Origin of the sequence: Kribbella sp. VKM Ac-2566, from assembly GCF_004366005.1 — a bacterium.
GTDB classification, from domain to species: Bacteria; Actinomycetota; Actinomycetes; order Propionibacteriales; family Kribbellaceae; genus Kribbella; species Kribbella pratensis.
Genome location: NZ_SODT01000008.1, coordinates 1490728 through 1515413 on the forward strand (window position 1 = coordinate 1490728; position 24686 = coordinate 1515413).

Below are 24686 nucleotides of genomic sequence, written 5' to 3' on the forward strand. Positions count from 1 at the left end.
CCCAGCGAAGGACCACATCATGATCACTGCAAGGAAAGTGCTCGGCGCCCTCGCGCTGACCACCGCGGCCGCGCTGACGGCGGCGTGCGGAGCGTCCGACACCGGGGCGGAGGGGTCGAAGGCCACCGACGTCAAGCTGCGGATGACGGTCTGGACCTCGAACGAGGACCAGCTCAAGCTGTTCAACGCGATCGGCGACGCCTACCGGGCCGATCACCCCGAGGTCTCCTCGATCACCTTCGAGAGCCTGCCGTTCGCCGACTACAACACCACGCTGACGACGCAGATCGCCGGCGGCAACGCGCCCGACCTGGCCTGGATGGGCGACCTGTCCAAGGACCTGATCGCCTCCGACGCGCTGGTCGGCCTGACCGACAAGCTCAAGGCGACCGAGGGCTGGCAGTACGACGACCTGGTGGACAGCGCGACCAAGGAGTTCAGCCGGGACGGCAAGCTCTACGCTTACCCGTTCTCGAACTCGCCGTTCGCCCTCTACGTGAACACCGACCTGCTGGCGAAGGCCGGCCAGAAGATCGACCCGAAGACGCTGACCTGGGACCAGGTCGCCGCCGCGGGTGCCGCCGTACACGCCAAGACCGGCAAGGCGGGCTTCGTGGTCCGGGACTTCGACTACAAGTCCTGGAACACGCTGGCCACGGTCTGGACCGGCTTCGGCGGCTCGGCGTGGAGCGCGGACGGAAAGACCTGCACGTTCGACAGCCCGGAGATGCAGCGCGCGTTCACGTTCCTGCACGACGCCGCGTTCAAGACCAGCGCGATGCCCGGCCCCGGCACGAAGGCCGACTTCTTCGCCGGTGACGCCGCCTTCACCATCGCGCAGGTCTCCCGCGCGTCGTTGCTCACCGGCTCGTTCAAGTTCGGCCTGTACCCGCTGCCGGCCGGTCCGTCCGGCAAGTACGCCGTACTCGGCCAGGCCGGTGTCGGTGTCCTTGCCGCCAGCAAGCATCCTGACCAGGCGACGGACTTCCTTGCCTACCTGACGAATCCGGCCAACGCGGCGAAGCTGGCCCAGTTCTTCCCGCCGCCCCGCAAGTCGCTGCTCACCGGCGCGAAGCTTGCCGAGAACAACAAGAAGCTCTCCGCGGCCCAACTGCAGGAAGTCGTGGTCGACCAGCTGCCGAACGCCGTCACCCTGCCCAACCACACCAGCCCGGCCGAGATCGCCCAGAAGGGCAAGACCGCGCTGGACGCACTGTGGAAGAGCGACGCCGACATCCCCGCCGTCCTGAAGTCGGTCTGCACCGCGATCCAGCCAATCCTGGCGAAGTAATGGCCACGCTCACGACCACACCGGACTCGGACCGAGTCCCGGTCGAGGCCCGATCCGCGCCCGGTCCGTCGTTCTGGACCACTCGCCGGCGAGATGTGCTGACCGGGTATCTGTTCGTCGCACCACAGCTCGCCGGTGTCCTGGTGTTCGTGCTGATCCCGGTCGGCCTGGCGATCTGGTACAGCCTCAACAAGTGGAACGTCTTCACCGGAAAGCAGGTCTTCGTCGGCGCGGACCACTACGCCGCGCTGGCTTCCGACCCGCAGTTGCCATCGGTGCTGCTGGCAACGGTCGTCTTCTCCGGCGGCGTCGTGGTCCTGAACATCACCCTCGGCCTGCTGATCGCCGTACTGCTGAACCGGCAGTTCCGCGGCGCGACGTTCTTCCGGACCTTGTTCTTCTCGCCGGTCGTGGTGTCCGTGGTGGCGTGGACCCTGGTCTGGGGCTTCCTGCTGCAGGACAACGGGGGCATCAACGGTCTGCTGCACGCGATCGGCGTGGACGGGCCGAACTGGCTGCAGCACGGCGACACCGCGATGCTGTCGGTGATCGTCAGCCAGGTCGTCCGCAGCGTCGGTGTGAACATGGTGCTGTTCCTGGCGGCGTTGCAGGGCGTGCCGTCGGAGCTGTACGAGGCGGCCCGGATCGACGGCGCGGGCAGCAGGTCGATCTTCGCCCGGATCACGCTGCCGCTGATCTCGCCGACGGTGCTGCTGACCGCGATCATCACCGTCGTCGGCGCGCTGCAGTCGTTCGCGCAGATCGCCGTACTCACCGGTGGCGGTCCGGAGCTGAGCACGACCGTGCTCGTGTACTACGTGTTCCAGCAGGCCTTCGAGTTCAACGACATCGGCTACGGCTCGACGCTCGCGCTGATGCTGTTGAGCTTCGTGATGGTGCTGACGCTGCTGCAATGGCAGCTGCGGCGGAAATGGGTGTTCCATGAGCAGTAGGCCAGCGTTGATCCGACAGGCGCTTCTGGTGGCAGCGCTCGCTGTACTCGCGGTCCCGTTCGCGGTGCCGACGATCTGGATGGTCGCGGCGTCGATCAAGCCGCTGCCCGAGATCTTCAAAGCGCCGCCATCGCTATGGACCGAGCATCCGACCATGGCGGCGTACGGCGAAGCGTTCACGTTCCAGCCGTTCGCCCGGCAGTACGTGAACAGCGTCTACATCGCCGTACTGGTCACACTGATCACGCTGCTGGTCTCGAGCACGGCCGGCTATGCCTTCGCCCGGATCCGGTTCCCTGGCGCCAACGCCCTGTTTCTGGTGGTGCTGACCGGTCTGCTGGTGCCGAGCGAGGTGACGATCGTCCCGCTGTTCCAGGTGTTCAAACGGGCCGGGCTGATCAACACCCACTGGCCGCTGATCCTGGTCACCGCGTTCGGGGCGCCGTGCGTACTGGCGAGCTTCATCATGCGGCAGTTCTTCATCGCCCTGCCCGCCGAACTCGAGGAAGCCGGCCGGCTCGACGGGCTCGGCCGCCCAGGGATCTGGTGGCGAATCTGCCTGCCCCTCGCCCGGCCGGCCCTGTCTGCGGTCGCGATCCTGACCTTCCTCGCCTCCTGGAACCTCTACCTCGAACCCACCGTCTACCTCACCTCGCCGGAGCTGTTCACGCTGCCGCAAGCCCTCACCCGATTCACCGACGCGTACGGAGCCGACATGTGGAACACACAACTCGCCGCCGCCACCATGACCGTGCTCCCGGTCCTGATCGTGTTCGTCATCGCCCAACGCCAGTTCGTCGAGGGCCTGGCCCACTCGGGCCTCAAATGACCGAGCCGATCGTCTTCGAACATGCCGACGTGCAGGTACGGGTCGATCGCGGCATCTTCGAGCTGTTCCAACGCAGGAACGTCGTCGCCTGCTACCGGACACCACTGGAGTGGGTCAGGGTGCACGTCCAGATCCGCCGGCGCGCGATGCTGCTGCACTTCTCCCACATCCAAGACCCGGACGAGCCGATCTACGGCCGCCTCATGAGCAGCGTCTACTCGCTGGCCACCGTCGAGATCCCGATGGCCGACGAGCCCGTCTACCGAGCCTTCTTCGCCGAACTCGCCCAGCTCTCCGGCCGCCCGATCGACTGACGGCCGGTGCTGAGGTATTTCCTCCAGCGGCGAGAACTGCTGTCCTGAACCCTGGGGCCTTCTTGGGGGGAAGTACAGATGAGTCTTTGGGATGACACGCCTGCGTCCTTGAAGAACGGTGGCGGGCTCGATGCGCTCGAGCCGGTGCTGGACAGCGTGGACACACCGACCGAGGAGGAACGCGTCGAGGACGACGGGTTCAGCTGGCGGGTGTGGAAGACGACCGTGGGTGGCGATCTGCCGCTCAGTCTCGATCCGGCGACGGGATCGTTCAACCGAAGTCCGGGAGCGGTGAACAGCACCGCCACGCTGCTCACGTTTCCGGATCCGCGGGTCGGGGTCGAGTTCGCGCTCCGGCTGGACGCGCCGGGCGGTGATCCGGACGGGACCGTGCGGCTCGTGGTCGACACTCCACAGGCGATCGCGCGGTTGCCGTTCCTGCGGGGTGCGAGGCTCGACGCGCAGGGACAACTGCGCGCCGATCCGGCCAACCCGGATGTCCGGTTCCACCTGCCCGCGTTGCGGGTCCGGCTGTTGCGGCCGGTCGGGCAGGGTCTCGAGGTCAAGCTGCTGAGCAGTACGGTCAGTGGTCATCCTCCGCAGGATCAGATCTTCGACTTCATCCGGATGGAGCCGGCCCATGCGTTGATCGGTCCGGGTGAGGTGGTCGGGTTCGCCTTCCGCAGCGCCACCCTGGATCTGACGGGTGACGCCGGCCCGTCCGGCGTACCGGCGAACGCGCGGACGCAGCCGACCGATTGGCAGGGGTTGTATCTGCCCGAGGTCAGACTCTTCGTCGCGCCGACCGGGCTCGAAGGGCTGGCGGTGAGCGCCGGCGTACGGGATCTGTGGATCGGGATCGGTCAGCACGCGGGGGTGACCGGGCTGTTCGAGGCCGAGGTGGTGAACCGCGGCCAGTCGCCGACGGTCCGGCTCGCGTTCCAGGGCCCTGCCGGTGAGTGGTATCCGGTGCCGGACACCGACCCGATACCGAATCCGGTCGACCTGCCCGACAGCGCCACGCTGTACATCACGGCCGGCGGCGGACTCGCGCCGTACACGTATCGCGTCACCGTCAACGGCGGCGATCCCACCACCCTCGACCGCCGGACGATCCTGCTCCCGGCCGCCGGAACCACGGCGCTGGAGATCAAGGTCACCGATGCCGGCCTGCACGAGCTGATCAGGAACATCTCCGTCCGCAGGGCGACCGCGACGCCGGTCACTCCGCCTCCCCCGCCAGGTGGCGAAGTCGTACCGCGAACTGTCACCAGGACCGGCCATCGCGTGGTCGTCACCAGTCAGACCGACAGCAACGCAACGGTCAGACTCGATCCGGACGACGGCGGCGATATCGCCTGGTCGTGGCCCGGCGGCTCCGCCAACGGCGCCACCGCCGAGATCCCGGTGGCAGCCGGTGCGACCGTGACGGTGACGGCGACCAGGACAGTCACCACCGCGGCGGTGGCCGAGTTCAGCGCCTACACGTTGTTCAACCACCCGACGACGACCGAGTTCCCCACCGGCACCAGCACCAACTGGACCACCGTCGCGGACAACATCCGCACCGCCCCCGCAACGTCACGCCAGGAATGGGGTGCCGCGCAGCCCTTCCTCGGCCCGGACTCACGGGCCCGGCTGGAACAGATCCCGAAGTCCACGCCGCTGGTCGTCGAGGGCTTCGCATCGTTCGAGGGCCACACCGACCCGGACACCGTCACTCGGAACCTCGATCTCAGCAGGCGGCGCCGAGATGCGCTGATCCAGCTGCTGACCACGGAACTGCAGTTCACCGCCGTGACTCCCGGCACCCCGCACGGTCAGGGGACCGCGGCAGGTAGCACGACGCCACCGCCCGGCTCGCCGGAGTGGTGGAGGGCGACGGCAAAACCGACACTGGCGGCGCCGACCACCGAAACCGTCACCGCTGACCTGACTTGCCCAGCAGCCGCGACCATCCCGGAAGTCGACCCCGAGCCACCGCGCCAACTGGCCCCAGACTGCTTCCGCAAGATCGGCGTCCGGGTCGAACTGATCCGCGGCACCTTCGTGCGCGCCGAGATCTACGGCGAGTTCGACGTCCGCACCGCGGCCGAAGCGCGCCTGGACGAGCACACGGACGAGGAACTCCCGGCCAGGACCAATCCGAGCGACGGCATCTGCACCTTCCTGGTCCGGCTCAAGGTCGCCGAGGACCGCTCGTCCTGGGAGACCAGTGCCGAGTTCCGGGCCGTCGAAGGCGATCTCGACGGCCTCGCCAAGGTCGAGCGAGCGTCCGCGGGCCCGAACACCGCGCTCAACATCCTCGGTGCGGTCTCCGCCCTCTCCCCGCTCCTGGCCGCGGTCACGCCGCCGAGTCCGGCAGCAGGCGAGCTGGTTCCGCTCGTCGTCCTCGGCAGCGCCGCGGTCGGGCTGGGTGCCGGCGGCCAGATCCAGACCCAGTACGTCGTCCTCCGCGGCGGGCAACTCGTGGTCACCGACGGCCTCGTGAACCCGGCCACCGGCAGCGGCCCGACCACCACCCAGATCAGCGTGCTGCTCGATCTCGAGACCGCGTTCTCGTTCGACCTCGGCTTCATCAAGGTCGATCCGCAGAAGCCGATCGTGACCCGCTACCAAGCGGTCGGGATCAGAAGCACGTGGGACACCGAGAACAACGGCGACGGGACGGTCGAGTACGTGCCGCTGCCCGTGTTCGACCCGAGCCGCGGCTACACGCTCGACGTACCGGCCGGGTCCTTGATGGCCGCGCCGCCGCTGGATTCGTTGCTCCGGGTGCTCGGCGTTCGCGCGAGCCGACTCAATCCGACCTACCTGGAAGTGGAAGTCGGCCTCGGAGTCGATCTCGGCATCGTCACCGTCGACACGGTTCGGGTCCGGCTCCGGCTCGACGCCTTCGAGGCGCCGCAACTCACCAAGCTCGGCGCCACCCTGGACATCCCGGGCGCGATTCACGGCACCGGCTACCTGGAGATCACCGATCTCGGGTTCAAGGGCGCTTTCGATCTGACCTTCCCGTCGATCGGCCTGCGCGCGAGTGCCACGCTCGCGTTGGAGAGCCGGGCCGGCACGACCGGAGTGCTGGTCGGGGCCGAGGTCGAGTTCCCGGTGCCGTTGCCGTTGGGCAACTCGGGGCTGGGGATCTTCGGCTTCCTGGGCGGGGTCGGGGTCAACTACCGCAGACTCGAGCAGACCGGCGTACAGGCGCCTGCGTTGAAGTGGCTGGAGAATCAGCTCACGCCTGCCCGCGGATTCAGCGTGATGCATCCGGCGGGGTGGGAGCTGAACCCGGGCAGCTTCGCGATCGCCGCGGGCATGATGCTCGGCACCGCCGAGGGTGGTTTCCTGATCCACCTCAAGGGGATCGTGCTGGTCGAGGTGCCCGGGCCGCGGCTGCTGCTGGTGATGAAGGCCGACGTACTGAAGATGCCGCCGGTCCTGAAGGCGCAGAGCAGTGCCACGTTCCTGGCCGTGCTCGACCTCGACTTCGGCCGCGGCACGATCACGATCGGCATCGTCGCGGAGTACAGCATTCTCAAGCTGCTGAAGATCCGTGTCCCGGTGACCGCGTTCTTCCATCTGTCGCAGGCGCAGAACTGGTTCATCGATCTCGGCACCTACACCGACCCGGTGACGGTCTCGATCCTCGACGTCTTCCGCGGCACCGGCTATCTGATGATCCACGGCGACGGCACCACGCTCGCCAATCCGAAGCTGCCGATCACCACCAACGGTCTGGCGATCGCGGTCGGCTTCCATCTGCAGTGCGTGCTGATGGGCAGCAAGTCCGTCGGCCTGTACTTCGAGGTCGCGGCCGGGTTCGACGCGCTGATCTCGTTCGAGCCTTTCGGTCTGGGCGGGATGATCTACGCCCGGGGCGAGCTGCGGCTGTGGATCGTCGGCATCTCGGCGCGGGCCGAACTGACCGTGCTGGTCGGCCGCCGCGGCGGCACCGACACGACCAGCATCACCGGCCGCGTCTGCGGCAAGGTCGACTTCTTCTTCTTCAGCGTCGAGGGCTGCGTCAAGCTCGAGATCGGCGGCGGCCCACCGGACCCGGCCGATCCTCCGGAGCTGATCGGCGGGGTGAAACTGGTCAGCCGGTCCCCTGCCCTCGTCGAGGGCAGCGCGACCGATCGGGCCGTCGACGGCGCGTTGGGTGACGCAGCAGCTCAGTCCGGCGACCCGATACCGACCGTTCCGCTGGATGCGGTTCCGGTCGTCCTGTTCAAGACCCCACCGAGTGTTCTGGCCGGCAACGTCGTGCTGGGTGGTGAGGCGCGCGGCACGTCCGGCGCCGGAGCCGATCCGTGGGTGCGCCGAGGCGACAACTGGTGGCGTTTCCAGCTCACCAGCGTCGAGTTGATCGGCGACCTGCAGCCGGATCCGCCCGCAGGCAAGACACCCGCGACGTGGTGGGCACGCAACGCGCCCGGCCAGTCCCAACTCGGACCGGCGCTCGCGTTGCTGAGCTGGTTGCCGACGCCCGCACCACGAGCCGTCCCGTACGGCGAAAGCCTCACCACCACGGTCCACGAACAATGGGGACACATCTGCAGCGACCCGGCCCGCCCGGCGCCGGTCGTGTGGACCTTCGACCACAAGCCGACCGGACCGAGTTCGACCGGCTGGCGCCTGACCGGCATCCCCTGGCCGGACCGGCCGGGCGACTTCCGCAGTACGCCGGTCGACGCCAAGCTCGACGTCACCGAGACCTGGCGAACCCACCATCCGCTCGCCGATCTCTTGCAGGGCACGGATCCTGCGGTCGTCGTCGGCGACTCGGTGCCGTGTCCGACCGGCCACATCGATCACGTCGACTCGATCCAGGTCTGGCACAGCGGCAACCCGCTGACCTTCAGCAACGCCGCGCTGCCGATGAACGGCGAGGCTCTGCAGGAGGTCGTGGACCTGCTCGCCACCGGTACCTCGCTGGCCGACCTCGGTGCGGCGTGGGCCGAAACGGCTTGGGACAAAGGGCTTTCCGACCAGCCGTTGGGATGCCAGGGCAGGATCCTGCGTTCACCGTCGGGCGACGAACCCGACCCGGCGCCGTACGGGACCGAGGAAGAACGCGAGCTGGTCAAGAAGGTCTGGGAGGAGACCGGGTTCAAGCCGTCGGACTTCGCCAACACCGTGCGGCTCTCGGTGGTCGGCGGTCTCGAAGCACTCGAACTCCTCCTGCTGGTGTCCGAGCGGATGCTCAACGAGGGCCTGATCATCACCTGCCGCAAGAGCGACGGCTCGGTCGTCGCGCAGCAGCCGGTCACCCCGGACAGTATGGTGACCTCGACCAACCCGCTGCCAGGCGAGTGGACCGACCCGACGGGCCCCTGGGCCGACCCGATCGAACGCGCCGGGCGGATCGCGGCCCGGGTCGTCGCCGAAGAGCGCGACCTGCTCCTCTGCCGCGTTGTCGTCGACGTACCGGGCAGCGTGGCCGTCGTGGAGCTCGGCGCCGATCGCCGCGAGCGGTTCCTTGCCGGTACGCCGTACTGGCTGATCGCCGCGGCCGGGATCACCACCGCCGAGCGGTGGCGTTTCGACTACGACACCCAGGTCATCACCACCGACCGCGATCTGCTCGAATCCACCCTGACCCAGGACCCGACCGACGTCGCATTGCTCGTGCCGTCGCAGTCGTACATGGTCAGGGTGAAGTACCGCGCCCAGTCCGTGGCCGGTGCGAACAAGCCGTCGCCCACCGAGCCGGAGAACTGGGGCGGCGAGGAGACCCGGGACTTCCAGTTCGCGGCGGACGAGCCGGACGAGGTACCTCGTGATCTCGGGCCATGGTTGCTGGCCACCGCGCCGGCGATGAACGAGACCGGCATCTTCTGCGCCGAGCCGATCCGGATCGCGCTCGCCACCCAGAACGTGACCGCCCTCTTCGACGCGTACGGCGAGGAGCTGCGGGTCCACGTGCAGGCCTCGTCCGGCTTCCATCCCGAACCACCAGGTGGCGGCCTCGCACTCACCCTGCCCTATCAACTGACCGGCCAGGGCGGGGTGATGGGTGCTCTGACACCGGACCTGGGCCAGGTCATGAACCCATGGCAGCAGGCAGTGACCGAACTGCTCGACGAGCTGCCGTGCACCGACAGCAGTGGCAGCAGCACCCACGGCACGATCCTGACGCTGCCCTACGACCTGCAGCCGCTCACCGACTACCTGGTCGACATCGAAGCCGTACCGAAGGGGGCACCTGACAACGCCCACGGGAGGCGCGTCTACCGGGTCGGCTTCACCACCTCTCGCTTCGACACGGTGGGCGACCTGGCGAAGCTCATCCGGCTAGGGTCCCGCGCGGACCGACACGTGCCGACTCCGACCGCGCTGTCCGCACTACCTCTGACCCCGGCAGGCGACGTACTGGACACGGTCTACCAGTCCGCCGGGCTCGCCATCCCGCAAGTACCTCGCTATCCCGCGGCCGAAGTGCTCTGGTCCGGTGAGGCCGTACCGCAGCCGGTCGCGGTCGTCGTGGAATGCAGCGAGGCGATGTGGCGCTCGCGGCCGATGCCTACCGTCGTCGAGGGGCCACCCGACCCATCAGCCGGACCGGGTCACAAGTGGTGGGCCGCACTCGAGGGTGACTGGCTCTCGCTCGAGCCGAGCACCGCAGCGGTCGCGGCCGGCGATCTCCCAAGAGCCGGGATCACCAAACTCGTGAAGGGCCCCGGCGGCACCCGAGCCGTCATCCTGCTCGCCCCAGGCTCCCGCGGCTCCGAGCTGCGCCTGGATCTTGTACTCGCCGGTGATGCACTCGCCGGTACGCCGGAACAGCGGGCCGAGGCCTTGCGCATCGCCCTGCATCGGGCGCCTTGGGAGGTGGAGGACTGATGGCTCGTCGAATCGCCTGGCCCTACTGGTTCCGCGCCGAAGCAGCCAAGATCCCGTGGCCCGTCATTGCCGAGCAGCACCTGCAGCAGGTTCGTCAGCACCACGTCGTGATCGACGACCGGCTGCTGGAGCACCTGAAGACGATCCGGGAGAAGCGGCCCACCGAGATCCAGTTGCGCTGGATCTGCGCCAAGGAACTCGGCGTTCCGTCCGAGCCGTTCGTCGTGTGGCAGCGGTCGCGACGGGACAGGCCCGAGCGCGCCGACTTCACCCAACTCCCGGTCAAGGGCGGTCTAGGGCTGAACTGGAGCAGAGTCGCCTCGTACGTCGAAGTCGAGTGCGACCCGATCGACCCGGCTCGCCCCGTCGGACTACTGGTCACCCGCGGCGCTCTGGGCCTCGAGGCCACCGTCGGAGCCGCCGCCGTCACCAGTGCAGGTGGTGCTCGGGTGCGGCTCGTCGTTCGATGCCCGGGTGGCACGAGAGCTCTACTGGTCAACGGACACAGCCCGGACCTCCGGATCGAGCTACTCCAGGAGGTGCTCGACGACGACGAGTGGACGCCGCTCGAACGAGTAGGCCTGCCGGTGGACTCCCCCTGGCCCGGTACGTCGTACGACGCCGGACCGCAGGGTTTCTTCGACAACCCGGTGGACCCGGTCGAGGCCGCCCTGCAGCGACTCAAGCGCGGCGGTCCCCCGGTCGGCTGGTACCCAGTCACCGCCACCAGCCGTACGGCGCCGCTCTGGGCGCCACCGGACTACGGCATGCTGCTCAAGGAGATCCGCAACGAGACCCTGCCCCGGATCGAGCGGATCTACCGCCCGGCCCTTCCGCCGTACGAGCAGCAGGACGTGCTCGACACCGGACCGGTCGACGGTCCGAGTGGGTCTTCCTTGACCGCGACTGCCGAGCTGCCTGTGCTCTCACTGCTGACCCTGCCTGCGAGTGCGGACCCGTTCCTGGCCCTGGGGCTCGGCTTCGGGACCAGCTACCTGGAGGAACGTCAGCACGACCAGCCGGGCGTTGGTGGTGACGACCTGATGGTCACCGCCGAGTACTCGGACACGCCCAACGGAATGGGTTCCACCACGATGGCGGCGTACCTGCCGTCCTTCCCGCAGCACGTGAACACCGCGACGCCGATCAATGTCGCGGCTGTCCGCGATGGGCTGGTGGCGCCCGAAGTACCGGATCGACCGTGGCGCGAGACGGTGCGCATCTCATGGTTCCGGCCGCCGAGCACGGCCGCGCTCGGGCAAGGAACGGGCGGATCCCTGGCTCGCTTCGAGTCGCCTGCCGATACGACCGCCGAGTGCTTGCTGCCGCTGCGGCCGGCGGGCGACTTCCGGCCGCTGCTCCCGGTGCCTGACGGTCCGGAGGATCAGCCGGAGTTCCGCCGGACGAGCATCGTCGACGCCGCCGCCGAGATCCCGCTCGGGAGCGGCGGGCGCAGTCCGGGCTATCCGGTCGCGGTTCAGGATGTCTTCGGCGTGTGGTCGAAGTGGGAGGACGCGCTCTATGCCGGCGACGAGCCTGCTCCGCCCCGGCCGCGAATCATCGCGCTGGCGCTCGACTCCACCTTCACCGGTTCGACCTCGTGCCCCGCGACGCTCGAGGTCGAGCTCGCGGTGGGCTGGGAAGACCGTACGCCGGTCGCGGTTGACCTGCGCGTCGTGATGTTCCCGATGGCGTCATCGACCAGTCCGCCACCGGCGGGTGTCACGCCGTTCGGTGCCGCACCCGCTGGTTGCTTCCGGCGGGATGTGGCGCTGAGCTTTGCGGGTCACGAGTTGCAGGGCGGCGCCGGAGTACGGGTCGAGCATCTGGACTCGGCCGGCGAGAACGTCGTACCGGCAGGGCCTGCGCAGGGCGAAGAAGGGCGTCGTTACAAGCTGCGGATCTCTGTGCCCGTCCTGGACTTCGGGGTGACCGCGCGTTGGGGTGCGGCTTTGTGGACGCGGTCCCACCTGCTGATCGGGGTCACGTCCGGCCTGACGCCGGCTGCGGCAAGTCCTGCGCTGACGAGTGCGGCGACGCCGGTACCGGTCGCGCCGATTCCGCCGCCACTGCCGCCCGGTGTCCCGATGGGAAGCGCACCCGACGCGCAAGGCTGCTCGCACGCGAGGGTGCAGTGGTCTGTGCCCGCCGGCGCGCAACTCCAAGCAGACAAGGGAATCATCGTCTGGGAGATCGCCGAGACAGCCCTTCGCCAATCCGTCGGACTACCGGCGCGAGCGGCCGAAGGCACGCTGCCCGGCGTACGGCTGCAACAACTCTGGGACTCCTATGACGCTCTCCCGGCCGACCGCCGCCGGTCGATCTTCCGGCGTCTGATGGTGCTGCCCGGCTCGGCTCGCGAAGCGGACGTCACCCTGCCGAAGGGATCGACGGACATCCACCTGTTCACCGTGACCACGCTTTCCACGTCAGGCATCGAGTCGGCCTGGCCCGGCGGCGCGCCCGCTCACGCAAGCCTGCAGGCCGTCGCGGCACCGCGACTGCGTCGTCCCGCGGCGCCTGTCGTCAGTTCGGTCATCGGAATCGCGGGCAGCGTCGCCCTGACCATGACCTCGGCGAGCCGCGTGCCGGTCCGCGAGTTCCGGCTGTTCCGGACGCGATCCGAGGTCGCCGCGCGATCCTTCGAGTCGATGGGACCGGCGTTCGCCGTCGTACCGGCTGTTCCGCCTGGCGCAGGGCAGCCACCCGACCCGGTCACAGGCGAGTTGACGTACACAGCCAGCTGGACGGGTGCGTTCGGTCCGTCGTGGGACGACTGGTTCGTGCGGGCGGTCGCGATACCGGTTGATGCTGTGCCGGTTGCGGCTGTGCGTGGTCTGCCGTCGACTGCCTGCGAGCCAGTGGTCGTGACAGTCCTTCCAGGATCGGCGCCCGACCTGGCTCCGCTCGTCGCTACGCCGATGGGCACGGGCGAGCTGATCCTGGTGACGACGTCAACCTCGGCACCTCCCCGAGAGGTCGCTCTGGGTAACCACCGCATCTCGGTCGAAGTTCAGGGCGCTGCTGGGGTGATCAACGTCGATCCGCGCCCACTTCAAGAGGTAGCGGAAGGGCCGGTCTCCGGACCGGCCCCGGCCGACGCCGACCCAGGTGCGGCCGTCGTCCGCGGACCGCGAACGGTCGGCCGAACGCCACTCGGCGTCTGGCTCACCCGGCCCGACAGCGGCCAGCCGCTCGACGTCTTCGTCCGGCTGGTCGATCCGCTCGGTCGGCTCGCCGAACAGCAAGTCACCGTGCCGGCGTTCGTTGCCGAACCGCCGAGTCTCGATCTGATCGACATCTTCACGATCGTCGGCCGCGGTGTGGTGGCACGGCTCCGCTCGGATGCCGATGCCGCAGCTCAACCCCCTTACGTTCTGGGGGTTCAAGCCCAGCAGACCCGCCGTCCGTTCCCGATCGGTCCGCTACCACCACCGGTCCGGGCTCGCTTCGAACTCGACGACATTCCGACCCGCCCGGGCCCCTTCCCGAGCGTCGCCCCCATCCAAGCCGTCCGAGTGACCGACGACCCGCCGCACGAGTACCAGATCCTCATCCGGCTCACACCCCCGATGGTCGTCACCTTCGTCCTGCGCGCCCCCGACGGCGCCCAGACCCAGGTGGTCGCCGAGGTCTGAGTGGTTCTCGACGCGCTTGCATCTGTTTTGTTAGTCGGCTAAATTTCGTTATTAGCCGACTAACAATATATCCAGGAGGACGGGTCATGGACCTGGGTTTGAAGGATGCCGCGGTGCTGGTGACGGGCGGGTCGTCGGGCATCGGGCGGGCTACCGCGATCGCGTACGGGCGGGAAGGGGCCCGGGTCGCGATCACCTACAACTCGCAGAAGGATGCGGCCGAGGCGGTTGCGGAGGAGATCGAGGCGGCCGGTGGTACGGCGTACGTCGTCCAGCTGGATCTCGGTGCGCCGGGCACGATCGCCGCCGCCGTCGCATCGACGGTGGAGCACTGGGGCGGGCTGGACGCCGTGGTCGCGAACTCGGTCAGCTGGGGAACGCTCGGGTACGACGACCGGCCGGAGCGGATCGAGGACTCCCGGATCGAGTGGTGGACCGAGATCATCCGGGCCAACCTCGAGGGGAACTACCACCTCGTCCAGCAGGTCGCACCGGCGCTCCGCGCCTCCGAGCACGGCCGCCTGGTGCTGATCTCGACGGACCTCGCCGAGCGCGGCATGCGCGGTTCCTGGGCGTACGGCGCGGCGAAGGCGGGACTGCACGGCCTGGCGGCGAGCCTGCAGCACGATCTGGGCGCGGACGGCGTACTGGTCAACGTCGTACTCCCCGGCATCACGCTGGAGAACGGCGCGCACCGGGTCATCCCCCGCCAGGCGCTGGACCGGATCGCGGCCGGATTCACCGCCCGGCACCTCCCCGACGCGTCCGAGCTCGCCGACGCGATCCTGTTCCTGACCTCGCCCCGCACCAAGGCGATCCAGGGCCAGTTGCTGCACGTCACCGGCGGCGATCTGATCCCTGCGTAATGCAGCACTGACGGCGTCGGCGCTTGTACGGTGGGCTCAGGAGTACTCCGGAGAAGGAGCGTCGCGATGGCCCGGGCACTGATCGTGGTTGATGTGCAGAACGACTTCTGCGAGGGCGGAAGCCTGCCCGTCCCCGGCGGCGCCGACGTCGCGTTCCGGATCGGGGAGCTGCTGCACAAATGGCACGAGGCGGAGCCGGACGACCGGCAGTACGCGTACGTCGTGGCCACCCGGGACCACCACATCGACCCGGGTGACCACTTCTCCAAGGAACCCGACTTCGTCCACTCCTGGCCGCGGCACTGCGTAGCCGGCACCGACGGCGTCAGCTTCCACCCGAACCTGGACCCGCAGCCCTTCGACGCAATCTTCGACAAGGGCGAGTACGCGGCCGCCTACTCCGGCTTCGAAGGCAAGTCCCACGAAGGCGGTCAAACCCTCGCCGACTGGCTACGCGGCAAGGGCGTCACCGAAGTCGACATCTGCGGCATCGCCACCGACTACTGCGTCCGAGCCACCGCCCTAGACGCCCGCAAGGAAGGCTTCACCACCACAGTCCTCACCGCCCTCACCGCCGGCGTAGCCGAACCCACCACCCAACAAGCCCTAACAGACCTCCGCACCGCCGGCGTATCCCTCACCTAACCGCGCTGAACGGACAAAGGACGCGCTACGTCCTCGCGTTTACTCGAGCGGCGGTTTGAGGTGGTGGGTTGAGGTGGGCTGGTCGGTGAGGAAGACGGCTTGGGAGGTGTTGGTGACCGTCAGGCGATAGCGCTCGCGGGGTGGGCGGCCCGCCGTCAGCCACGTGGCGTGGGCGGTTTCGACGGCGTCCCAGAGGTCGATGGGGCCGCCTTGGGTTACCTGGTTGCTGGTTAGGCGAGCCCAGGAGCCATCGGCGCGGAAGAACAATGGGACGCCGTCCACTGTTGCGGTACGGACCTCGGGGTTGGTCAGGTCCAGCCAGAACCGGGCTTCATTGTCGGTGTAGATCGAGGCGTCGAAGCGGTAGGGGCGAGTGGCGCCGGAACTGTCCAAGGCAAGCTTGATCAGGTCTCCGATGAGCGCGGGCTCAGGTTGATGACGCAGCGGCATGAAATAGGCCGAAGCGGGCAGAAAGGCACCTGCTGCATCGTTGGTTGAAGTTTTCCGGAGTACTGCGATGCCTGCACCTAGTGGAGTCACGATGACTCCATCTGGGCGGAGCTGACTCAACCACGCTGCTGGGATGTAGTCGAGCCGGCAGGTTGCGATGACCGCGTCGTACGGCCCAGCACCCGGGTAGCCACCGGTTCCATCGGCAGCTACGACAAGAGGGGCATACCCGGCGAGGTTCAACCGTTCCTGCGCCTGAGCGATCAGGTCGGGATCGATGTCGACACTGGTCACGTGGTCCGCGCCGAGCCGCTCCGATAGGAGGGCCGTGTTGTAGCCGGTGCCCGTTCCGATCTCGAGGACCTTCTCGCCACCCTTCAGATCGAGTGCCTCGAGCATCCGCGCCATCAGGCTCGGCGCCGTCGAGGATGAACGGACGTCCTCGGTCGTGACGAGGTGCACATCCGAGTAGACGCCGTCCAGCCACTCATCGCCGAAGGCAGGATCAACAACCGTGCTGCCCTGTTGGTCGTTGCGATAGAAGAGCGGCACGAACACATGGCGAGGCACCGCCCTGAACGCTGCCTGCCAGCGCGGATCGACCAGCGCACCGCTCGACACGAGGCCGCCAACCATCCTGTCCAGGTACTCGGCGGCGCGGCCATCGTTCGATGTCGGCCTACTCATCGGCATTGGTCTCCAAGAGGTCGGTGATCGCGTCGGCGATAGGGGCCCGAAGCTCGGGGATGAAGGCCCATTGTCCGTTGGGATTGGCTTCGAGAAACACCCAGCCACGCCCTGGAACGATTCGAAAGTCAAGAGCTGCGAAAGTCAGCCGAAGTTCCCGGAGCAGATCGAGAACAGACCGCCGTACGTCCGCAGGCACGTCGACAACCCGATAGCTGACTTGCTCATGGTGGGCCCTGATATCGATCGGTCCTTCGGGGTCGGTGGGATGAATCTCGGCGGCGAAGAACTGGCCGGCGACGACGGTCATCCGAACCTCGATGCCCGGAACGAGTTCCTGGAACAGATGCGCAGTCGCCGAGATTCCCGGATCCGACCAGAGGTCCTCGGCAACCTCAGCCGTGTACAGGACGCCGCTCCCGTGGTCGTCGTCGACGGTCACCATGGTGGCCAACGACTTGGTGATGATCCGTCCGCCCACTGATCGCGCGAAGTCACCGACCGCCGTCGGCTCATTGGTGATGAGCGTCGCCGGTACCTGCAGACCACAGCGTGTGGCGACAGCAAGCTGGTGCGGTTTGACCCGTGCGTCCGCCATGGCTGCTGGATGGTTGAGCCACATCACTTCGGGCAGGCCGTTGAGAATTCCCGAGAACCCATGCCTGGCCTGAGTGCGGGCGAAAGCCTCTTCGCTAGGAGTTCCGCCTCCCGGAAGACGGAACTCCGATGGTCGCCGGTAGTACACAGCTCGGAGCGCAGTCAGATCGATCTCGCGAGGCGCACCGATCAGCCGTCCGTCCCAGCCTGCCCCGCCCGGATCGAGTCTCGCCGTGAGACGAAGACCGAACGCTGGAAAGTCTCCCGGATCGCAGCGCACAAACGAGGTCCCTCGCGCATTCAGCTCATGCAGAACGACATCGGCTGTGGGGTCGTCCTCATGGGTGAGGACGAGGATCCGGGCTGGTTGGGGCATGTCGGGTTCCTCTACTTGTCGTCGACTGCCCAGTCGACGGTGAGCACATCTTTGCCGTCGGACTCAGTCTGGGTCATAGAGGCCGCGACCGGCATCACGTCGATTGCCGGCCGTCCATCGACCAGGCCGACCTGTCGCTCCGGGCAGAGCGTCACTCTCGGGCGAACGAAGCGGGGTCGACCCGGCGAATAGTCGACGAACCGCAGCCCGAACGCTCGGACGGATCCACCGCCATCGACGGTCCGAGCGTTGCTGAGGGGAAAGCGATCATGGTCTTGCCACATGGTGTTCTCCTATGAGGTGAGGATCAGAAGACGGTCAATGGCCAGAGCCGCTGCTCGGGCGGAATCGGTGGATGATCGGGGACGTTATGCGGATCGCCGGCAGCCGATGGCGGTAGCGGCTCGTTGGTGATGCGCAGCCCGGTGAATCGGCGGCTCATCGCGGCGGCGTACTGGTCAGCGAGTGGCCGCTGGGCGACGTACGTGGCAATCACGTGGCTGCCGAACCAGACCTGCACCAGGCGTCGCTCCAGAGTGGTCATCGACAGCCTCGCAGATCGCGCAGCACGTCGATCACCATCGCCACGGCCAAAACCGCAGCAACCACCGCGAGGATCCGCATCTGTGCGTTCACGACAGCTCTCATTCCGTTCTGTCACCGAGCGCCGGGATTTCCCGACACATCGAGCGAACCATCGGTTACGGTGAGTTGGTACCTGCAGCAACGGTTCCGTGTGGTGAAAGCAGTGAACGGCAGGCTCGATCGGCTGCTCACCGAGGGGAGGCATCTGTCGTGTCAAAGACTCGGCAACGCAACGTGAAGCTCGCGGCAGTGATCGCCGAGGCGGGTTGGTCACATGCCCAACTCGCTCTCGCCTTCGGACGCGTCGCTGCCGAGCGGCGATCTGAGGACAGCGCAGGCATCGGTCGATCGCACGTCTCGCATTGGGTCGCCGGCTCCAGACCATCCGGTGCCGCGCCCGACATCCTCATCGAGACGCTGTCACGGCGGCTCGGACGAATCGTCACCGCCGATGAGATCGGTCTCACAGCGGCGGCCTCCGCACCAGCGATCGACTGGAATACCGATACTCTGACGGCGCTGGTCGATCTCGGGAGAAGCACCTTGGATGTCGAGCGCAGGGCCGTACTGCGGGCTGCCGGCTACTCGGTCGCCGCGCTGGCGCTGCCGGATCAGGCATGGTGGGACCACCTTCGCGACCGAGCCGCCGGCCATCGCAAGGCCGTCGGCGGACGTTTGGTCGGCCGAGGCGATCTGGACGCCGTACGAGAGACCGTTCAGCTGTTCACACGCATCGACCAGCGCCGAGGCGGCGGGCATGCCCGCGCAGCCGTCGTTCAGTACCTGTCCTCCGACGTTGCTGGATATCTGCGCGCTTCCTACGCCGATGACGCCGTACGCCGAGGCATGTTCTCCACGGCCGGCGAACTTGCCTATCTCGTGGGGTGGATGGCATTCGACAACTCGGAGCATGCAATTGCGCAGCAGTACTTCGGCGTCGCGGTAAAGCTGGCAGCAGAGGCCGACGACGCGCCGCTCGCCGCACACATCCTCCGGGCGATGGCTCACCAGGCTGTCGACCTCGGGCACCACCGACAGGCCGTCCGGATCGCCGAGGCCTCGCTGGACGGAAAGCGCTACGGCGAGGCAAGTCCTCGCGAACGCTCGCTGATCGGAGTCGTCCACGCACGAGCACTCGCCGTCGACGGACAACGAGCCGCCGCCAGCCAAGCACTCCTTCGAGCCGAGACAGACCTGGCGGCTGCATCTGTCGGTAATGACGAGCCAGGCCGTGTGTTCTTCTTCGGCGAAGCCAGCCTGGCCCACGAAACCGCCTGCACCCTGCGCGACATGGGTGACCTCACGGGCGCGACCAAGGAGTTCGAGCGGAGCGTTCGCACTCGCAAGACCGCGACCTTCACCCGGACTCATGCAGTAACCCTCGGCTACCTAGGTGCCGTACAAGCTCGTAGCGGAGCCATCGAAGAGGCATGCGGCACCTGGTCGGGAGCTCTCGACGCGATGGACGGAATTCACTCCGGACGAGCTCGCCAAGCCGTCCGCGACATGCGCGCAAGCCTTTCCGTCTACCGGGCCAAAGGCATCCGCTCAGTCGCCGAACTCGACAATCGAGCAGCCAGATACCTCGCCGCGGTCGACCGCTGACGGCGCCTTACCAGCAAGGGGAAACGATGACCGACCAGTCGATCACACTCCACCCCGTCGCCCACGTCATCGGCGGCAGAGTCGAACCCACCGACGACTACTGGGGCGGCACCCAGGCAATCATCCGCATCGACGACCCGCGACTCGGTCCCGACTCCACCAAAGGCCTCGAAGACTTCTCCCACATCGAGGTCGTCTTCCACTTCCACCTGACCGATCAGTCGGACCTCCACCTCGGCGCCCGGTCAGCCCGCAACAACCCCGACTGGCCAGAGGCAGGCGTCTTCGCCCATCGCAACATGCGCCGCCTCAACTGGCTAGGTGTCTCCCGCTGCCGCCTCCTCAAAGTCGACGGCCTGGACCTCCACGTCGAAGACCTCGACGCCGTGGACGGCACCCCAGTCCTCGACATCAAACCCTGGTTCACCGACTTCGGCCCCCGCGGCCCTGTCCACCAACCCACCTGGCCGACCGAAATGCTCACGAACTACTTCGCACCCCACAGCTGATACGCGCCGTTGCACGTCGTCCGCGGGGGGTTTGATCGCGCCCCAGGTCGGCAGCCCGCGAACAGGCCGACCAGGCGATGGTTCCGCCCTCACATCGGGCAGGCGTTTGAGCGCGACACCGTCACGATCAATTTGGCTGGAACAGTGCCCCCAGCCGATCGGCGTGACTCGGCTGGGGCTCAGCTGTTTGGAGGAGATCGGGCAGCGTTCGGCCGACGACGCATCGAGTGTTGGGATTGGTCGCCGGAGTCCGGTCGAGTCGGTTTGCCAGCACATGTTGGCGAGATGGCGGGGTGGTCGCGTGCGGCGATAGCCGCAACTCGCCGGCGGTAGCCGGCAACTAATGCACCGGCGCTAGCCGGGGGTGGGTGGGGCGGCGCGTAGTGCGGCGACGGAGGAGCCGTGCGTAGCACCGCGTGGGGCTGAATTCATCCCCACCTCACCATCCAGTTCCTCACCTCACCGGCGCTCCTGGGCCTAGTGGGATTCCTAGGGCCCACCAGGCGAGGAACAGGAGGGTCCAGGCGATTGTCATTGAGATTGCTAGTGGGACTGTGTACGACGCTAGCGTGCCCACGCCTGCGTTTTTGCGGTAGTGCTGGAGGAAGCCGAGGGCCATTACGAAGTATGGGCTCATGGGCGTGATCGCCGTCGAGCCTGAGTCGGCGATTCGGAACAGGGCCTGGGTGGTCTCGGCGGGGACGCTCAGGAGCAGCATCATCGGTACCAGGATCGGTGCGGTCAGGGACCACATCGCGGAGCCGCTCGTCACCAGGATGTTGATCACCGTCAGCAGCGCGAGGATGCCGAGGAAGATCACCACCTTCGGCGCGCCGAGGTCACCGAGTACCCGGGCCGACTCCGCGGACAGCAGGTCGCCGAGGTTGCTCCAGTCGAAGTACGCGAGGAACTGCGCGATCGCGAAGAACAGCACCAGCACCGGCGCCATCTGTTTGATGCCTTCGGCCATCAGCTTAGGTACGTCGGCCGCTCGCTCGATCGCCTTCACTGTCACGCCGTACGTGATGCCGACGAGGCCGAAGAGTACGGCGACCACCATCGCGATGCCGTCCAGGAACGGCGAGTCGACGATGCTGCCGTCCTTGCCGCGCAACGGGGATCCGTGCGGCACCAGGACTGCGACGATCGCGAAAGCCGCGACCAGGAACACGATCCCGGCCCGGCGCAGACCCTTGCGCTCGGCAACCGACACCGCCAGTTGGTCCGCGTCGTCGCCAGGCGCGTCCGGATCGGCGTCGAGGTCGGTCCGTTTGCTCAGCACCAATCGGGTGACCAGCGTGATCACCAGAGCGAGCAGTACCGACGACGCGATGTTGAAGAACCAGTTCGACAACACCGAGACGTGCGCGTCCGGGTTCACCGTGCGAGCGGCGGCCGTGGTGATGCCGGCGAAGATCGCGTCGTTCGGGGTCGGGATCGGGCTGGCGTCGTACCCGGAGGCGATCGCGGTGTACGCGACCACGATGCCCAGGATCGGTGACCGGCCGACCGCGCGGAACGCGAGCCCGCCGAGCGGCACCAGGATGATGTACGCCGCGGCCGACGCGACATGCGCCATCGTGCCGGCGAACGCGACCGCGAACACCACCATCGACTGCGGCACCCGGGACACGCTGGCCCGCATCAGCACCTGCAGGAACCCGGTCCGCTCGGCCAGCGCGACGCCCATGATCACGACCACGATCGTGGCCATCGGCGGGAACTCGGCGAAGTTCGAGATCGCCGTCGACACCGCCATCTGCAGTCCGTCGCCGGACAGCAGGTTCTGTACGGCGACCTCCTTGCCGTCCTTCGGCGAGAGCACCGAGACGTCCAGCGCGGACAGGATCGCGCTCACCACGGCCAAGATCGCCGACAGGATCCAGAACAGCCAGAACGGGTGCGGCAGCGCGTTCCCGATCCGCTCGATCACCGCCATCGCCCTCACCAGGCGCGGCAGCTCCCTCGTGTCGGTCGCCGTACTCATAACGTGTGCGCCTTGAAGAACGCGCCGATCAACTCGTGCGCTTCGAACGTCTGCGTCACGTAGCCCGGACCGGACGTCGCATCCGATCCCGGCCAGCTGTGCCCGCCGTCGGTGACCGCGACGTGTACGACGTCCGCCTTGCAGCCCTTGTACGTGAACTTCAGGACGTCGTCCCCGAGCTGCGAAGTCTTCGGGTCCGGGTCGCAGTGGTCGCGGACCGTCCAGTCCCTGACCCACGTCTGTACGTCGGGCAGGTCGCGCTCACCGTCTCCGCCGTACGGGATCGTGGTGTCGCCGGTGCCGTGGATGTCGAGCACCGGGACCGGGCGGCTCGGCGCGCAGTGCGTGCCCTCGATGTAGAACGCGCCCGAGACCGGGGCGATCGCCGCGATCCGGTCGGCGAGCCGGCAGGCGAGGATCCCAGTGAAACCGGCGCCATTGGACTTGCCGGTGGCGTAGACGGTGTCCGTGTCGACGCAGTACGACGCCTCCAGCTGGTCGAGCAGGTCCTCGGTGAACTGCACGTCGTCGACACCGTCGGCAGAGTACGGCGCGCCTTGCCAGGCCTGCTTGTTCTCGTCGCCGATCACGCCGTTGGGGTAGGCAACGATCGCGTCGAGCTTCGACAGGTCGGAGAACGCCTCGGTCTGGGCGCCGGTCTTGCCGCGGCCGTGGTAGACGAGGATCAGCCGCTGGGCCTTGGAGCTCTGGTAGTTGTCCGGGACGTGCAGGCGATAGGTGCGCGTGAGGCCGCCGCTGGTGACGGTGTAGTCACCGCTCGGGGCGGCCTGCTTGCCGCAACCGGCACTATGAGCACCGGCTGCCGTTGCCGTGGGCAACGTGGTGGCGGCGGTCACCAGAGCCGCCGCTCCAAGCAGCGCACCGACCCGGCGGGCGGTACGACGGGGGATTTTGGGCAGTGCGAGGTTCATCAGGGGCCTCCTCGGGGGCATGCGGCCTGCAGGCGGGCAGGCTCGCGCCTGGACCTCCCTGAGCGAAGGTCCAGTGTTCGTGGTGCAGCGTCAGGCCGACAGCAACTCGTCGGCGAAGGCGGCGATCCGGTCGGCGGCGGTCTCCACGAGGAGCCGGCCGTCCTCGGCTGTGGCGCGGCGGGGATCACCCAGCACGCCACGCTTGTGGTACGTGTCGAACCCGACGGACAGCCGCGGTCCGCGCGACTGCCGGGAGAGCCGGGCCGTGGTGGTCAGGTCGTCGAGCGACGTGGCGCCGGGCTCCAGGCGGTCGGCCTGGACCAGGTCCGGTGCCAGGTACAGCATCTGCGCGGTCTCCGCCTCGCCGGCGTGACCGTGCACCTCGCTGACTCCTGTGATCAGGTCCGAAACGACGGACGTGAGCGGGGTCCACGCGAACGTGAGCTCGCTGCGAACGTACTCCTGCGCGAGCACGGACAGGGCGGCGTTGTTCCCTCCGTGCCCGGTGATCACCAGGAACTGCCGCCAGCCGTGCTCGTGCAGGCTGGACACCAGATCCCGGAGAACTTGCATGAACGTTGCCGGTGACAACGTCATCGTCCCGGCGAACGCCATGTGGTGCGGCGACACGCCGTACGGGACGGCCGGGGCGATCACCGCGCGCCCGGCCAGCCGTTCCGCGACGCGCTCGGCGACGCCGACGGCGCGGACGGTGTCGGTGGACATCGCCATCCCGCCGCCGTGCTGCTCCTGCGCCCCGACCGGGATGATCACGAGCGGCGCCGTACGGACCGCCTCCAGCGCGTCGTCGGTCGTCATCGCCGCCAGTTTCCGGAACTTTTCCGTCGCCTGGTGACGATCTGTTTCCGGAAAGACGGTCATGAGAACTCCGGGGCGGCCTCGACGGCCTGGCGGATGTTGTCCAGATGTGAACGGGTCAGTTGCTCGGCGCGTACGGCGTCCTGGGCGCGGACCGCGTCGACGATCGCCTGGTGCTCCTCGTGATCGCGTCCGCGGTTGTCGTACAGCGCGCGGATCTGCTGCTGCTCGCGAACGCGAACCTTCAGCAAAGACGCCAGAACCTCTTGCAGCAAAGGGTTCCCGGACGCGGCCGCGAGCTCGACGTGGAAGTTCAGCGCGAACGCCGGACCTCCCGGCGGTACGAGCGCGTTCGTGACCGCGGCCTCCAGGCGCTCGAGGTTTTCGGGCTGACGCGAGACCGCAGACTGCGCCGCCACAGCCGGCTCGATCACCAGGCGCGCACCGATCAGCTGCAACACCGAGTCCTTCGTGATCGGCGGCCGATGCGGATTGGCCAGTACGACGTTGTTGATCGTCGGACCGACGTACGTCCCGGAACCGTGCCGGAACTCGACCGCTCCGGTGGCCTCGAGCTTCCGCAGCGCCTCCCGCACCGTCGGCGTGGTGATCGCGAACCGCTTCGCCAGCTCCCGCGCCGACGGGATCGCGTCACCGGGCCGCAACCCACCGTCCCGGATGATCCCGAGGATCGACTCGGTCAACCGGTCCGACAGACTGGGCGGCACCTCAGCAGCTGAATAACTCACAAACTGACTAA

18 protein-coding genes are annotated in these 24686 nt (G+C 67.7%); 10 read left to right on the plus strand and 8 right to left on the minus strand.

Annotation, left to right across the window (positions count from 1 at the left end):
• Window positions 1-19 precede the first annotated feature (19 nt).
• The 8 genes from EV647_RS10090 to EV647_RS10125 all read left to right on the plus strand — a co-directional run bounded on the left by EV647_RS10090 (window position 20) and on the right by EV647_RS10125 (window position 15379).
• Window positions 20-1291, plus strand: coding sequence for a sugar ABC transporter substrate-binding protein (locus EV647_RS10090; RefSeq protein WP_134001260.1), 1272 nt, complete (start codon window positions 20-22; stop codon window positions 1289-1291).
• A complete protein-coding gene (locus EV647_RS10095) occupies window positions 1291-2244 on the plus strand; it encodes a carbohydrate ABC transporter permease (protein ID WP_134001262.1) in 954 nt (317 codons plus the stop codon). The genes EV647_RS10090 and EV647_RS10095 overlap by 1 nt, the downstream gene beginning before the upstream one ends.
• A 28-nt stretch (window positions 2245-2272) precedes the next feature.
• Window positions 2273-3073: a carbohydrate ABC transporter permease gene (locus EV647_RS10100; protein ID WP_238177123.1), complete on the plus strand. Its 801-nt coding sequence runs from the start codon at window positions 2273-2275 to the stop codon at window positions 3071-3073.
• Entirely contained in the window at window positions 3070-3387 is a 318-nt protein-coding gene (locus tag EV647_RS10105) for a hypothetical protein (protein WP_134001266.1), read from the plus strand. The genes EV647_RS10100 and EV647_RS10105 overlap by 4 nt, the downstream gene beginning before the upstream one ends.
• Window positions 3388-3465: 78 nt before the next feature.
• Window positions 3466-10230, plus strand: a complete 6765-nt coding sequence (locus tag EV647_RS10110; RefSeq protein ID WP_134001268.1) for a DUF6603 domain-containing protein — start codon at window positions 3466-3468, stop codon at window positions 10228-10230.
• Window positions 10230-13868 (plus strand): hypothetical protein, encoded by a 3639-nt coding sequence (locus EV647_RS10115; protein WP_134001270.1) that lies wholly within the window; start codon window positions 10230-10232, stop codon window positions 13866-13868. Before EV647_RS10110 ends, EV647_RS10115 begins: the two co-directional genes overlap by 1 nt.
• 86 nt (window positions 13869-13954) lie before the next feature.
• Window positions 13955-14734 carry an SDR family NAD(P)-dependent oxidoreductase gene (locus tag EV647_RS10120; protein ID WP_134001272.1) on the plus strand — a complete coding sequence of 260 codons (780 nt, stop codon included), beginning with the start codon at window positions 13955-13957 and terminating at the stop codon, window positions 14732-14734.
• 66 nt (window positions 14735-14800) lie between these two features.
• Window positions 14801-15379 carry an isochorismatase family protein gene (locus EV647_RS10125; RefSeq protein ID WP_134001274.1) on the plus strand — a complete coding sequence of 193 codons (579 nt, stop codon included), beginning with the start codon at window positions 14801-14803 and terminating at the stop codon, window positions 15377-15379.
• A gap of 39 nt (window positions 15380-15418) precedes the next feature.
• Here the strand turns inward: EV647_RS10125 and EV647_RS10130 are convergent, their stop codons facing one another.
• The 4 genes from EV647_RS10130 to EV647_RS10145 are packed head-to-tail and all read right to left on the minus strand — an operon-like array spanning window position 15419 to window position 18033.
• On the minus strand, window positions 15419-16465 hold the full coding sequence (locus tag EV647_RS10130; RefSeq protein ID WP_238177124.1) for a methyltransferase domain-containing protein: 1047 nt from the start codon (window positions 16463-16465) through the stop codon (window positions 15419-15421).
• A gap of 43 nt (window positions 16466-16508) precedes the next feature.
• Window positions 16509-17489: an MvdC/MvdD family ATP grasp protein gene (locus EV647_RS10135; RefSeq protein WP_134001278.1), complete on the minus strand. Its 981-nt coding sequence runs from the start codon at window positions 17487-17489 to the stop codon at window positions 16509-16511.
• Window positions 17490-17500: 11 nt separating this feature from the next.
• Window positions 17501-17773, minus strand: coding sequence for a hypothetical protein (locus EV647_RS10140; protein WP_134001280.1), 273 nt, complete (start codon window positions 17771-17773; stop codon window positions 17501-17503).
• A gap of 23 nt (window positions 17774-17796) precedes the next feature.
• Window positions 17797-18033 carry a hypothetical protein gene (locus EV647_RS10145; RefSeq protein ID WP_134001282.1) on the minus strand — a complete coding sequence of 79 codons (237 nt, stop codon included), beginning with the start codon at window positions 18031-18033 and terminating at the stop codon, window positions 17797-17799.
• Window positions 18034-18284: 251 nt separating this feature from the next.
• Between EV647_RS10145 and EV647_RS10150 the strand changes: the two genes are divergently transcribed.
• Both EV647_RS10150 and EV647_RS10155 read left to right on the plus strand, forming a co-directional pair.
• A complete protein-coding gene (locus EV647_RS10150; RefSeq protein ID WP_134001284.1) occupies window positions 18285-19679 on the plus strand; it encodes a Tat pathway signal protein in 1395 nt (464 codons plus the stop codon).
• Window positions 19680-19705: 26 nt separating this feature from the next.
• Window positions 19706-20188, plus strand: a complete 483-nt coding sequence (locus tag EV647_RS10155; RefSeq protein ID WP_134001286.1) for an SAM-dependent methyltransferase — start codon at window positions 19706-19708, stop codon at window positions 20186-20188.
• A gap of 454 nt (window positions 20189-20642) precedes the next feature.
• Here the strand turns inward: EV647_RS10155 and EV647_RS10160 are convergent, their stop codons facing one another.
• The 4 genes from EV647_RS10160 to EV647_RS10175 all read right to left on the minus strand — a co-directional run bounded on the left by EV647_RS10160 (window position 20643) and on the right by EV647_RS10175 (window position 24675).
• Window positions 20643-22175, minus strand: coding sequence for an AbgT family transporter (locus EV647_RS10160; RefSeq protein WP_134001288.1), 1533 nt, complete (start codon window positions 22173-22175; stop codon window positions 20643-20645).
• Window positions 22172-23107: a PHB depolymerase family esterase gene (locus EV647_RS10165; protein WP_134001290.1), complete on the minus strand. Its 936-nt coding sequence runs from the start codon at window positions 23105-23107 to the stop codon at window positions 22172-22174. The genes EV647_RS10160 and EV647_RS10165 overlap by 4 nt, the downstream gene beginning before the upstream one ends.
• A 90-nt stretch (window positions 23108-23197) precedes the next feature.
• Window positions 23198-23926, minus strand: coding sequence for a creatininase family protein (locus EV647_RS10170; protein WP_238177125.1), 729 nt, complete (start codon window positions 23924-23926; stop codon window positions 23198-23200).
• A gap of 59 nt (window positions 23927-23985) precedes the next feature.
• Window positions 23986-24675 (minus strand): FadR/GntR family transcriptional regulator, encoded by a 690-nt coding sequence (locus tag EV647_RS10175; RefSeq protein WP_238177126.1) that lies wholly within the window; start codon window positions 24673-24675, stop codon window positions 23986-23988.
• Window positions 24676-24686: the final 11 nt, after the last annotated feature.